Consider the following 11,863-nt stretch of genomic DNA (forward strand, 5'->3'; position numbering starts at 1 on the left):
TAAGCTGATAACCGCCTGCCGGCCAGTCCGGCGGCACGCCCTCGTAGCTCAGTAGGATAGAGCGGCCCTCTCCTAAAGGGCAGGTCGTCGGTTCGATTCCGGCCGGGGGCACCACAGCTTCCCCCACGGCCTTCCCCTCTGTCTTTGACACTGCCCCTTTGACACTGCCTTGAACGCGGTCTTCGACACTGTCCTCGACGCAGCCTTCGACACTGTCTTCGACGCGCCGGGACAGCCCGTATGCATCCCGGGACCGCTACCCGCGGACAGCCCCTTCATCCGTAACCGGGTCCACGGCGAACTGCGTGCCGTGCAGCTCCGCATAGCGGCCGCCGAGCTCCAGAAGCTCTGCATGCGTGCCCTGTTCCGCGATCCGGCCGCCCTCAATGACCAGGATCTTGTCCGCGTTGCGGATCGTCGAGAGCCGGTGGGCGATGACGACGGCGGTGCGGCCTTCCAGTGCTTCTCCCAGCGCTGCCTGTACGGCTGCCTCGGAGGTGGAGTCGAGTGCGGCGGTGGCTTCGTCCAGGATGACGATCCTCGGCTGCGCCAGCAGGAGCCGGGCAATGGTCATCCGCTGGCGTTCTCCGCCGGAGAGCCGGTAGCCGCGCTCCCCCACCATGGTGTCCAGGCCGTCAGGCAGGGATCGGATCAGATCCTCCAGCCTGGCCCGGCGCAGGGCGTCCCACACCTGGTCTTCGGTGGCCTCCGGATTGGCGAGCAGCAGGTTGGACCGGATGCTTTCATGGAACAGGTGCCCGTCCTGCGTCACCATTCCCAGTGCCTGGCGCATGGAGGCGAAGCTGACGTCCCGCACGTCGGTGCCGGAGAAGCGGACCGCTCCGGAATCGACGTCGTACAGCCGCGACATCAGCTGGGCGATCGTGGACTTGCCGGCGCCGGACGTGCCCACCAGGGCAACGGTCTGGCCTGGTTCCACCCGGAAGGAAATACCGTGCAGCACCTCTTCGCCGCCGCGCGAGTCCAGCACGGCGACCTCTTCGAGCGAGGCAAGCGAAACCTTGTCCGCGGTTGGATAGGCGAACCGAACGTCGTCGAACTCCACGCCCAGCGGACCCTCCGGAACCGGAACAGTGTGCTCCTTTTCGCGGATCAGCGGCTTCAGGTCAAGGATCTCGAAAACACGCTCAAAGCTGACCACGGCACTCATGATTTCCACCCGGGCGTTGGCCAGCGATGTCAGCGGCGCGTAAAGCCGGGTCAGCAGCAGGGCAAGAGTGACGACGTCGCCGGTGTTCAGGCTGCCCGTGAGGGCCAGATATCCGCCCAGGCCATACACCAGGGCCAGGGCCAGGGCTGATACCAGCGTCAGCGCCGTAACAAACACGGCCTGCATCATGGCCATCTTTACGCCGATGTCGCGGACCCGGGCGGCACGGACGGAAAACTCGTTGGATTCCTGTTCCGGCCGGCCAAACAGCTTGACCAGAGTAGCTCCGGGCGCGGAGAACCGTTCGGTCATCTGGGTTCCCATGGAGGCATTGTGATTGGCCGCTTCGCGCCGAAGCGCCGCCAGTTTCCCGCCCATCCGGCGTGCCGGAATAAGGAAGACCGGCAGCAGAAGCATGGCCAGCACTGTCACCTGCCAGGAGGTGTTGAGCATGACAATCAGGGTCAGGATCAGTGCGACGAGGTTGCTCACTACGCCGGAGAGGGTTCCACTGAAAGCCTGCTGTGCTCCGATCACGTCGTTATTGAGCCGGCTGACCAAAGCTCCCGTGCGCGTGCGCGTGAAGAAAGCGATGGGCATGCGCTGGACGTGGTCAAACACCGCGGTGCGCAGGTCCAGGATCACCTGTTCCCCAATCCTGGAGGAGAACCAGCGAGTGGCAAGCGACACCGCCGCATCCGCCACCGCCACCGCGGCAATCAGCAGGGCGAGCTGGATAACACGGCCGGCAGCGGAACCCGCAACTATGGAATTGACCACCCCACCCGCCAGGACAGGGGTGGCCACGGCCAGGAAGGCTCCCAGCGTGGACAGCAGGACAAAGCCGATCAGCTGCTTCTTATAGGGTGAGGCGAAAGTAATGATCCGCCGCAGCGTTTCCCGTGAAATCTTGTTATCGCTGCCCCTGGCTGTGGAGATCTTGTATAAGGAACTCCACGCCGCGCCTTCCATGCTCATTTATGTGCCTCCGTTGTATTCACTCTTCAGTTTAAGCCTCGGCACCGACACTCCATTCCCCGGCGCGCTCCCGCCGGCCCCGCCCACCGGATGTGTGGATGCGGGCCTGCCCCGACGGTTGGCCGGCCAGGCCCGCGCGGCGGCCGCCTGACGTGCAGTGACACCGAACACACGGGCGGCCGGTCCGCTGGTACACTTCCATTCGCTGCACCCTCTCGGGAATTGCGCAGACGACGAAAGGCCTCCATGCCCAGGGTGCTTCAACCACTGCAACCGACGTCCGGTGACACCACCGCGCAGTTTGCCGTGGTGGGGGTGCGTCCCAGTGAACTCCGGGCGGCGGCGGACACCGTGCTGCGCGAGGCGGGCCTGCTGACACTGCACGTTGAGGACGAGTTGGCCGCCATCCAGGCGCTGCAGGAACACGACGTGGTGCTGGGTGTGGTGGATGCGGCAATGCTCGGAGCTGCGCAGCCGGACCAGTTGCGCCGCCTTCGGCAGGAACCGGCGATTGCCGGGCTGCCCGTCATCCTGCTGTCCGGCGGGCAGGAACTGGACGTCGAGTTAATGATCCAGCTCGGCATTACGGACTTTGTTGCCGGGCCCGTGGAGGGCACCGATTTCGCGGCCCGGGTGGCACTGGTCCTGGCCGGCAGCCGGGCCACCCGGCGGCGCAAGGTTGCCGCGGCACGGCTCCGTGATGATACCCGGGCCATTTCCGCGGCCTTGCGCGGCACGAACGATCCCGAGCGCATGGCGGCCCTCGTGGTGCGGGGCCTCGGCGAGACGTTCGCCGGTTGTCATGTCCGCCTCGAAACGTTTCCGGGAGAACGGGTTCCGGAGCTGGCAGCCTCCTGGAACCGGACCGTCCCGGCGAAAGGCTTCCGCGAAATTCCGCGGCAGGCGGCACTGCAGCTGTGTGCACAGCTTTGGGAACAGGAAACGGTTCTTCGGGTGGAGGACCACCACAGCCCGGATGACCCCGAAAGCAGGATCCTTGCAGCGGCAGCCCCGCCCGAGCTGCGCACTTCCGTTTTTGCACCGCTGGCCCACGGGGAACAGGTGCTGGGCTACATCTGGATCGCCGGGACCACCGGCCCACGGCACTGGAGCCGGACGGAACTGTCACTCATCCAGCATGTGTGTGGAAACCTCGCCCACGGACTGGTCCAGGGACATCTCATCACCGCCCAACGGGAGGTGCTGTCCCGGCTGAGGGAACTGGACCAGGCCAAGACTGACTTTGTCGCCACGGTTAATCATGAGCTCCGAACACCGCTGACGTCCATCACCGGATACCTGGAACTGATCCTGGACGGCTCCGCAGGGGAAGTTCCTGCACACATGGTGCAGATGCTGGACATCGTTGGGCGCAACGCATCACGGCTGAACCAGCTCATCACTGATTTGCTGACCATTTCCCGGAGCGACGCCCAGGCCAGCCTGGCAGTGGAGGAAATCGATCTGGCTGCCCTGCTGGAATCGGTTGCGGCGGCGCTGGCCCCGGCTGCGGCGTCGAACGATATAGCGCTGAGGCTGGCACCAATGTCCGCTCCTTTCCTGGTGGACGGGGATGAAACACAGTTGGAGCAGGTCTTCACGAATCTGTTTTCCAACGCCGTGAAGTTCACGCCGCCGGGAGGAACCGTGGATGTGCTCGTGGACGTGGTCAAGACGAAGTCCGGCCCGCAGGTCCGGGTCAGGATCGCGGACACGGGGATTGGAATCCCCGAAGTGGAGATCCCGAAGCTGTTCCGGCGGTTTTTCCGGGCTTCCAATGCAACGGCTGCAGCAATTCCCGGCACCGGTCTCGGCCTGGCGATCGTGCAGGACATCGTCCTTCAGCACGGTGGGGAACTGGACATCGACTCAGTGATGGGACAGGGCACCACGGTAACCGTGCACATTCCAGCCCGGCGCTGACCCGGCCCGCTGCCGGTGACGGGCGCCGACCCGGCCCGTTGCCGGTGACGGGTCAGACGGAAATCCGCTCCGGAAACGCGTAGCAGTTCAGCGACGCACCACGGCTGAAGCCGACCAACGTCATTCCGGCGTCGGAGGCCAGCTCCACTGACAGTGACGACGGAGCGCTGACGGCCGCCAGCAGGGGAATTCCTGCCAGCTGTGCCTTCTGCACCAGTTCAAAGGATGCACGGCCGGAAACCTGCAGGACGGTTCCGCGCAGCGGCAGCTTGCCGGCCCGCAGGGCCCATCCCACCACTTTGTCCACCGCATTGTGCCGTCCTACGTCTTCGCGCAGGCACAGCAGTTCCCCTTCGGCGGTGAACAGGCCGGCGGCGTGGACCCCGCCGGTGCGGTCAAACACTTTCTGGTTCCGGCGCAGCTGGTCCGGCAGCGCTGACAGCACCGCAAGCGGAACGCGCACGTCATCCTCGCCGAGGGAGAAGTGGGAGGACTTGCGGACCGCCTCAATGGACGCAGTGCCGCAGATCCCGCAGGAGCTGGACGTATAGACGTGGCGTTCCATGGCAGTGTCCGGAAGGGCGGTGCCCGGCCGAAGCTGTACGTCCACAACGTTGAAGGTTTGCTGTCCGGACTCGTCAACGCCTGCACAGTACCGAAGGCTGATCAGCTGCCCCGGATCCCAGATAATTCCTTCCGAGACCAGGAACCCGGCAACGAGATCAAAGTCGTCGCCGGGCGTCCGCATCGTGACAGTGAAGGATCGGCCCTCCACGCGGATCTCCAGCGGTTCCTCGCCGGCCAACACGTCTTCGCGCTTGGTGACCGTTCCATCCGTTCGGAATTTTGTGATCTGGCTCCGCCTGGTTACCCGTCCCATTCCGTCTCCTTCACCGCTGTGTTTCTCAACCCGTGTCCTGTTCAGCAGCACCGTTGGCGGCGCGCCGTTTCAGCGCCGGCCGCCTGACCCATTCAAACGCAGGGTCCCGGCCGGCGCCATCCCCGCCCCGCTAGTGAGCCGGGGGTTCCTTGACGGTCCATGGCAGCGGCAGGGCCGTGATCGCTTCGTCCTTGGTGCACCCGGCCTCCGGAATGACCATCACGGCGTCCGCGTCGGCAATGCCCCGCAGCATTCCCGACCGGAAGTACGGCGAAGGAAGGGCCCGCCCGTTCTCGATCCTGCAGGGGACCAGCCGGGTGCGTCCCGGAAGCGGCTCGATGTCCACGCCCACCAGCACATGGCGCTCCGGCGACAGCGGAGCGCCACGAAGCCCGTCCAGCAGCGGCGACAGCACGGTGAACACCGCCATCATTGCGGCGAGCGGGTTGCCCGGCAGCGCCACGAGCAGCCGGCCGTCCGGAAGGCGGGCCAGCATAGTGGGGTGGCCGGGACGCATCGCGATGCCGTTGATCAGCATTTCAGCGTCCATATCCTCCAGCGCCTGGCGCAGGTGGTCCGCCTCGGAGCGTCCGGTGCCACCAGTGGTAATGAGGACGTCCCCGGAGGACATGGCAATGGAGGTTTCATCCGTAGCGTCGGTGCTCAATGCGGCCAGCACGTCCTCGTAGCGGTCCGACAGGCGCCGGACAACATCCATCCGTCCGCCCAGCATGGCCACCAGCTGGGGAAGCTGCGGACCGAAGGTGTCCCGCACCTGGCCGGACTCGGGCAGTCCGTATTCAATAACCTCGTCGCCCGTCAGCAGCAGCGACACCCGGGGGGCCCGGAGCACCGGCAAGGTGTCGTGCCCACAGACTGCGGCCAGGGCAATGTGCGCCGGATTCAGCAGTGTTCCGCGCGTAATCGTTACTTCCCCGGCCGCTGCCTCTTCGCCGGCTGGCCGGATGTGTTCACCACGCCGGGGTTCGTCAGCGCGGGCCGAACTATTGAGTGACAGCACCGGGCTGTCCCCGCCGGAAAGCACACCGCTTTCGGACCGCAGCACACTGTGGGCTCCGGCCGGAATCATCCCGCCGGTCAGGATGCCAACGGCTTGGCCCGGCTGCAGCGGGCGCCGTCCGGACTCCTTGTGGATTTGCCACCGCTCGGTCTTTGGCTCCTGATGCGTCACCAGCTTCCACGGCGGCGGGCCGGAAACGGCCCAGCCATCCATCGCCGACGACGCATAGTGCGGAACGGGCTGCAGAGCAGTAACGTCCTCGGCGAGGACCTGCCCGAGCGCCTCGGCCAGCGGCACCGTCTCAAAGGGCAGCGGCCGGCCCGCCGAGAAGGCTACGCTCCGGGCCTGCTCCCAGGGTGAGTTGGGCTGAAGCGGCAGTATGACGGGGGTGGAATTGTCAGTTGTCATCGAAGTCTCCGGTCTCACCGTAGTTTTTGCATTCGCGGGCTGCCACGCGCATCGCTGCTCCCATGGCGACGGCGTCGTCAGCCTGTCCGCTGCCCGCCGCCATTCCTGCCGCGAATCCGGCCACAAAAGTCGTCAGCGGGGCAGCGGGGCGCACCACCGAATGGGCCGCATCGGATGCCAGCTGCAGCACTGCCCCAACGTCCACCGCGATTCCTTCCAGCTCCAAGGCGGTGAGCAGCCTGCCGACCCACGCTTCGAGTTGTTCTTCCTGGCTTGCCATTTACTGCTCCTCTGCTGGCCTTCATCCGCACGCTGCGGGCCTTATGTCTGTGCGGGACGGGCGGCTTCCACCGACCAGCGCCGGGCATCCTCCCACGTGTCAACATCCGCTGTGCTGTGGGCGGGCACCCTGACGTCCCTCCTCTGCACCCTAGCAAGGAGCGTCTTCATCGATAGATTCACCAAGCCGCCGGGCCTGTCGAACCGGCGTACGGCGTCATCCAGCTGAACGCTCCTGTACAGCGCGGCCAGCGGCTGGGCCCTTCCGGTCTCATCGAGCGCCACGAGCGATTCCGGCGGGCTGCCGGGGGTTGTCCCGTCCCGGGCCTCCTCAGCCCCGCCCTCGGCCAGCAGCGTTTCGACGGCCGCGGAGATGAACGGCATGTCGCAGGCGAGAACCAGCGTCCAGTCGGGCGTGCGGCGCCCGGCTTCGGCGTCGAGGGCCAAGAGTGCCTTGAAGGCCGTGGCTACCGCTGCGGCCGGGCCGGAGAACGGCGGGTCCTCCCGCACCAGCACAGCGTGCGTGCCGGCTTCCCGCAGTACTTCGGAGAGACTATCGGGGCCGGCTACGGCCACTGTGGAAGCCCCTGCGGAGGCTTCCAACGCGACACCCAGCAGGGTACGGCCCGACACGCGCAGCAGGGCCTTGGGTTCCCCTTCCAGCCGTGACGACCGGCCACCGGCAAGGATAACGGCGTTGAAACCGGGAAATTTCCCCTCGTTCGAAGAAACCGTCATGCGGCAGTGCCGGCGTCAAGGAATTCATTCCACTGGGGTGCCGGCCGCTCGAGTTCACGGATCTGCCAGCGCGCTCCCCGCGGGGGCTGGGGCAGAAAGCGCAGCTGCCACCCCAGCTGGCTCAGCGTCCTGTCGCCCTTGGCGTTGTTGCAGCGAAGGCAGCAGGCCACCATGTTCTCCCAACTGTCGTTGCCTCCCCTGGATTTCGGGAGGACGTGGTCCACCGTCGAAGCGGCCTTACCGCAGTAGGCACACTGATGCCCGTCTCGGCGCAGGACTCCGCGCCGGGTGGCGGCAGTGCCTTCCCGGTACGGGATCTTCACGTACCGGTGCAGCAGGATCACGGACGGCCGGGCAAGGATCTCGGTGGGACCCACCACCGGATCACCGCTCTCCGCAATCACGCTGGCCTTGCCGGACAACACCAGCACCAGCGCCCGGCGGAAGCTCACTACGGCCAGCGGCTCGTAGCCTGCGTTCAGAACAAGAGTGCGCATGCACATTCCTCTTCGCATGCCGGTCCGCCGGCGGAACCATCTCGCTGGCGGAAGACGATACTTCGAATGATAAGGAAAAGAGTATGCCCGGATCCGGGTCTTGGCCATTTACAGCGGCACCACCATCGTTAAACGCGTCAAGGGCTCCTCCAGAAGGAGGAACCCTTGACGGCCGGCGGTATACCGGTGGTGCGACGCGTGACGGCGCTTTAGCCAACCCGGATGTAAACGCCTCCGGAGCCAAGCTCGGCCGGTGCCACAACGGTCGAATTGCCGTTGAAACCACCGTGGATGGCCTGGCCGTTGCCGATGTAGACAGCGATATGGGCCATTCCCATGCCACCGTCTGCGTAGTAGATCAGGTCGCCGGGAACTGCCTGCGAAGCACTGACGGTGCTGCCCAGGGACAGGTAACCGGCAGGCCAGTCATGGAAGCTGATTCCGGCTGCAGCCAGCGAGTTGGTGACAAGCATGGTGCAGTCCTGCGACACGCCAAGCTGCGCATAGGCGGCCGCGGCGATGATTGCCGCAGTGCCCGACGACGCGGCAGGGGCTTCCTGCTGAGCAGCTCCGGCAGTGCCGGAGGATGCCAATGCGGCGTTCTCGGACTGCAGCGGCTGCGCAGCGTCCGGCGCTGCATTCTCAGCAGGCGCTGCGTTCTCGGCCTGCACTGTGTTGTCGGCCTGCACGGCGATCTGCGGCTGCACCGCAGCATCAGGCGCCACAATGACGCCGGCCACTGCGGGGCGGTCGAAGTTCACGGTGGCCGTATCGGGCACTGTCAGCGGGGCAGCGGCCGACAGGTCCAGGGCGCTGGTCTGGACGTCGCGGACCAGGTGGTCCGATCCGGAGGCGTTGGCAGCGACGCCGGAGCTCAGGACAAGTCCTGATGCTGCGACGACTACCGCCGCCTGGCGTCCAACCGTACCCGCGTTGGCGGTTACGGCGTGGGCCAGCGCGGTCAGGGGCGCGGTGCGTTCCACCGGCGCCCGGTGGCGGGCGCGCTCAGTTGTAGATGACATGCGGGGGCGATCTCCGGTATCTGGCAACTGGGCTTAGCTGACGCGGACGAAGCTTGCGCCGCCGAGGTAGGACAGCGGGTGCAGAACGGTGTTCATGCCGTCGAAGCCGCCGCTGATGACCTGGCCGTTGCCAACGTAGATCGCTACGTGGCCGGAGGTGATGACGAGGTCGCCGGGCTCGGGCGAGCCGACAACGGAGCCGTATGCGTAGAACTGTGCCGGTGCGAGGTCTCCGACGGACTTGCCGATGGAGCGCAGTGCGTTCTCGACCATGGCGGTGCAGTCCTGGGCAACGCCAATCTGGCCGTATGCGGAGGCCACAAGAGCTGCGCCGACACCGCTGGAGGCAACGGGTGCCGGAGCGGGTGCGGGTGCGGCGGGTGCTGCAGTTGCCGGCGCCGGCGTGTTGGCTGCCGGTGCTGCGGCGGGCGCTGCATAAGCGGTGGTGGCTGCGGCCTGCTGGGTCTGCACAGTTGCGGCCTGCTGGGCCTGCTGTGCCTGGGCAGCTGCCTGCTCCTGCGCAACTACTGCGGCGGCTGCAGCGGCTTCTTCAGCGGCAACCTGTGCACGGTAGTCAGCACCGGAAACCGAGGAAACGGATTCAAGTGTTGCCAGTTCGAACGGGGCCTGGGCGGAAACCGAAACGGCTCCGGTTGCGGTGACCGCGCTCAGCGGGGTGGCTTCAAGCGCCTGGCGGTCGGTGCTGACGGCTGCCTGGGCGGGCAGACCCGCGGCCAGAACGAGGCCGGAAGCGGCGACGACGACGGCGGCCTGGCGGCCAAGGTTTCCAGCATTGGAGGTTACGGCCCGGGATAGAGCTGAAATCGGGCTCGTCTGGGTGGTGGCCGCGCGACGACGGCCATGAGCTACTGATGACACAAGTTTGCCTCTCCCAATGCCTACGAGGTGAGCTGTCGGATTCGGATGGGAGTCACCCGGCTGCTGGACCGTAAGGCCCGTGCAACTTAACCCCTAGGGCTTCTTGCGAAACCCGAATGTGGTTCCCCCGCCTCTGCCATGCGATGTTGCGAACGGATCTCAAACAGTGGCAGAGCTCGGCGATCTGTTCGAGAGTGCCCGATCTTTGGCCGATCAGGCACGAGGACGAGCGTACAACAACATTCCGTGAATGTCACGTTCCGGTCACGGAATGATTATCCTGCGGTCACAACCAGCCGAGCGGATCGACTACGTCGCCGTTAACCATGACCTCAAAGTGCAGATGGCAGCCCGTGGAGGCGCCCGTGGTGCCGCTGGCACCCACCAGGTCTCCGCGCTCCACCGTGGCGCCTACGCCCACGGCAAGGTTGGACATGTGGTTATAAGTGGTCTCCACGCCGTTGCCGTGGTCCACGACCACGCGGTTCCCGCCGCCGCCTGCGTGCCAGCCGGCGAAGGTGACCGTGCCGGAAGCGGCGGCCGTGACGTCGGTGCCGCACGCGGCGGCAAAGTCCTGGCCACGGTGCAGTTCGCCGGCGCTTCCCGTGATGGGACTGACCCGGTAACCGAATCCTGAGGTCTGCACCAGGTCAGCTGCCAGCGGGGTTGCCAGGGTGCCCTTGGTGGCGCCTGCCGCGATCTCGGAGCCGGAGGCCACCACGACCTGGCGCAGCTTCGCATCCGGATCGAACTTGCTGCTCAAGGCAGCGCGCTCGAAGTCCACGCTCGCGTTGGGATCAGCGGAAACCACTGCTTCTTCAACGGCGGCGGGCTGCATTTCCTGCACCGGTTCGCTGACGGCTGCAGTGGTGGGGAGGGCGACGGTCAGGATCAGACCCGATGTCGCTGCGGTGATGGCGACCTTCTGTGCTGCATCACCGAGGGAAACGGATTTTGTTTCGGCCCGGCGGCGGCCGGAAGCCTGGCCGTTCCTCGGGCGTGGAGCCGTAGCCGGTGCGGACGCTCGGCGCCTGCCCGGGGCAGCATGCTTCGACAAGGTATACCTCTCTCATATGCCTGCGAAGTTAGCTGTCGGATTCGAGTAGAGAAACTCGGCCCCGCACGCACCACGAACGCAGCGAATGCGGCGTCGTGCTGATGCTGGAGGCTTCACCCCAAGGCAGCCTTGGCTGCCAGTTGATGGGTCCTCCGCCCCTGCCTGAACGGTCTGTAGTTCCGGGCCAGTGGCAGGGTTCGGCGGAAGGCCCGGATAACGGTGTTATTTCAACGTCAGTAAGTCACTATAGGGGACACAGGCCAAAAGAGACCATTCCGTTATCCGGCGGTGGATACAAACACGTGCGAGGCCACCTCCGGAGGCAGCTCCAGGGCTCCTTCAATGCCGGGCACCCGGACCGAAATGTATCCGGCCACAACTTCCGCCGTCAGCGCAGCTCCGGGGCGCAGTCCCGCCTCGTCCAGCTGGGTTAGCAGTTCCGGTTCCACCTGCACCGGCTCGGCGAGCCGGACCAGCTTCAGCTTGGTGCCGGGCTCCGCGGCCGCGACGGCGGCAACGAGGTTGGTGACCCCGTCATGGAAGAGCTCTGCGGCTACTCCTCCGATTTGTTCCAGTCCCGGAATGGGATTGCCGTACGGCGATTCGGTGGGGTGGCCCAGCAGGTCATACAGCCGGCGTTCCACCCGTTCGCTCATGACGTGTTCCCAGCGGCAGGCTTCGTCATGGACGTAGGCCCAGTCAAGGCCAATGACGTCCGCCAGCAGCCGTTCAGCCAGCCGGTGCTTGCGCATCACTTCCGTGGCACGCCGGCGGCCCAGCTCGGTGAGCTCCAGGTGCCGGTTTCCGGAAACCACCACCAGACCGTCACGCTCCATCCGCCCGATCGTCTGGGACACCGTTGGCCCGGAGTGGCGCAGCCTTTCCGCGATCCTGGCCCGGAGAGCGACAATGTTCTCCTCCTCGAGCTCCAGAATGGTTCGCAGGTACATCTCAGTGGTGTCGATGAGGTCCGTCATGGCAGGGCCGCTCCTATTACTCGTGCGGAAGAA

The 11,863-nt window shown here is 65.8% G+C and carries 11 protein-coding genes, 1 tRNA gene and 2 riboswitches; of the genes, 2 read left to right on the forward strand and 10 right to left on the reverse strand.

Features of this window, described 5'->3' with window-relative positions; translation table 11 throughout:
• Positions 1–37: 37 nt before the first annotated feature.
• A tRNA-Arg gene (locus tag AAE021_RS13110) sits at positions 38–114 on the forward strand.
• A 142-nt stretch (positions 115–256) separates the two neighbouring features.
• On the opposite strand, the gene AAE021_RS13115 is transcribed toward AAE021_RS13110, so the two are convergent.
• On the reverse strand, positions 257–2,149 hold the full coding sequence (locus AAE021_RS13115) for an ABC transporter ATP-binding protein (protein WP_342022781.1): 1,893 nt from the start codon (positions 2,147–2,149) through the stop codon (positions 257–259).
• Positions 2,150–2,404: 255 nt separating this feature from the next.
• Here AAE021_RS13115 and AAE021_RS13120 point away from each other — a divergent pair, with 255 nt between their 5' ends.
• Positions 2,405–4,072 (forward strand): sensor histidine kinase, encoded by a 1,668-nt coding sequence (locus AAE021_RS13120; protein WP_342022782.1) that lies wholly within the window; start codon positions 2,405–2,407, stop codon positions 4,070–4,072.
• A 52-nt stretch (positions 4,073–4,124) separates the two neighbouring features.
• Here the strand turns inward: AAE021_RS13120 and fdhD are convergent, their stop codons facing one another.
• From fdhD to AAE021_RS13165, 9 genes are all read right to left on the reverse strand, one after another.
• A complete protein-coding gene (gene fdhD, locus AAE021_RS13125) occupies positions 4,125–4,952 on the reverse strand; it encodes a formate dehydrogenase accessory sulfurtransferase FdhD (protein WP_342022783.1) in 828 nt (275 codons plus the stop codon).
• Between the two features lie 130 nt (positions 4,953–5,082).
• Positions 5,083–6,381 (reverse strand): molybdopterin molybdotransferase MoeA, encoded by a 1,299-nt coding sequence (locus tag AAE021_RS13130; RefSeq protein ID WP_342022784.1) that lies wholly within the window; start codon positions 6,379–6,381, stop codon positions 5,083–5,085.
• Positions 6,371–6,661 carry a DUF6457 domain-containing protein gene (locus AAE021_RS13135; RefSeq protein WP_342022785.1) on the reverse strand — a complete coding sequence of 97 codons (291 nt, stop codon included), beginning with the start codon at positions 6,659–6,661 and terminating at the stop codon, positions 6,371–6,373. The genes AAE021_RS13130 and AAE021_RS13135 overlap by 11 nt, the downstream gene beginning before the upstream one ends.
• Before the next feature lie 41 nt (positions 6,662–6,702).
• A complete protein-coding gene (mobA, locus tag AAE021_RS13140; RefSeq protein ID WP_342022786.1) occupies positions 6,703–7,398 on the reverse strand; it encodes a molybdenum cofactor guanylyltransferase in 696 nt (231 codons plus the stop codon).
• Positions 7,395–7,895: an HNH endonuclease gene (locus tag AAE021_RS13145; RefSeq protein WP_342022787.1), complete on the reverse strand. Its 501-nt coding sequence runs from the start codon at positions 7,893–7,895 to the stop codon at positions 7,395–7,397. The genes mobA and AAE021_RS13145 overlap by 4 nt, the downstream gene beginning before the upstream one ends.
• A gap of 209 nt (positions 7,896–8,104) precedes the next feature.
• On the reverse strand, positions 8,105–8,917 hold the full coding sequence (locus AAE021_RS13150; RefSeq protein ID WP_342022788.1) for an NlpC/P60 family protein: 813 nt from the start codon (positions 8,915–8,917) through the stop codon (positions 8,105–8,107).
• 33 nt (positions 8,918–8,950) lie between these two features.
• A complete protein-coding gene (locus tag AAE021_RS13155) occupies positions 8,951–9,796 on the reverse strand; it encodes an NlpC/P60 family protein (protein ID WP_342022789.1) in 846 nt (281 codons plus the stop codon).
• Between the two features lie 3 nt (positions 9,797–9,799).
• Positions 9,800–9,962, reverse strand: a riboswitch (cyclic di-AMP (ydaO/yuaA leader).
• A 120-nt stretch (positions 9,963–10,082) separates the two neighbouring features.
• Positions 10,083–10,853 (reverse strand): M23 family metallopeptidase, encoded by a 771-nt coding sequence (locus tag AAE021_RS13160; protein ID WP_342022790.1) that lies wholly within the window; start codon positions 10,851–10,853, stop codon positions 10,083–10,085.
• 2 nt (positions 10,854–10,855) lie between these two features.
• Positions 10,856–11,066, reverse strand: a riboswitch (cyclic di-AMP (ydaO/yuaA leader).
• 65 nt (positions 11,067–11,131) lie between these two features.
• Complete coding sequence (locus AAE021_RS13165) at positions 11,132–11,830, reverse strand: metal-dependent transcriptional regulator (RefSeq protein WP_342022791.1); 699 nt, start codon at positions 11,828–11,830, stop codon at positions 11,132–11,134.
• Positions 11,831–11,863 lie beyond the last annotated feature (33 nt).

This window comes from Arthrobacter citreus (assembly GCF_038405225.1).
GTDB lineage: Bacteria > Actinomycetota > Actinomycetes > Actinomycetales > Micrococcaceae > Arthrobacter_B > Arthrobacter_B citreus_A.

What these genes read in the sequence shown, in the direction of transcription:
- AAE021_RS13115 (WP_342022781.1), bottom strand. Translation starts at nt 2,149, where the DNA reads ATGAGCATGGAAGGCGCGGCGTGGAGTTCCTTATACAAGATCTCCACA.
- fdhD (WP_342022783.1), bottom strand. Translation starts at nt 4,952, where the DNA reads ATGGGACGGGTAACCAGGCGGAGCCAGATCACAAAATTCCGAACGGAT.
- AAE021_RS13130 (WP_342022784.1), bottom strand. Translation starts at nt 6,381, where the DNA reads ATGACAACTGACAATTCCACCCCCGTCATACTGCCGCTTCAGCCCAAC.
- AAE021_RS13135 (WP_342022785.1), bottom strand. Translation starts at nt 6,661, where the DNA reads ATGGCAAGCCAGGAAGAACAACTCGAAGCGTGGGTCGGCAGGCTGCTC.
- mobA (WP_342022786.1), bottom strand. Translation starts at nt 7,398, where the DNA reads ATGACGGTTTCTTCGAACGAGGGGAAATTTCCCGGTTTCAACGCCGTT.
- AAE021_RS13145 (WP_342022787.1), bottom strand. Translation starts at nt 7,895, where the DNA reads ATGCGCACTCTTGTTCTGAACGCAGGCTACGAGCCGCTGGCCGTAGTG.
- AAE021_RS13150 (WP_342022788.1), bottom strand. Translation starts at nt 8,917, where the DNA reads ATGTCATCTACAACTGAGCGCGCCCGCCACCGGGCGCCGGTGGAACGC.
- AAE021_RS13165 (WP_342022791.1), bottom strand. Translation starts at nt 11,830, where the DNA reads ATGACGGACCTCATCGACACCACTGAGATGTACCTGCGAACCATTCTG.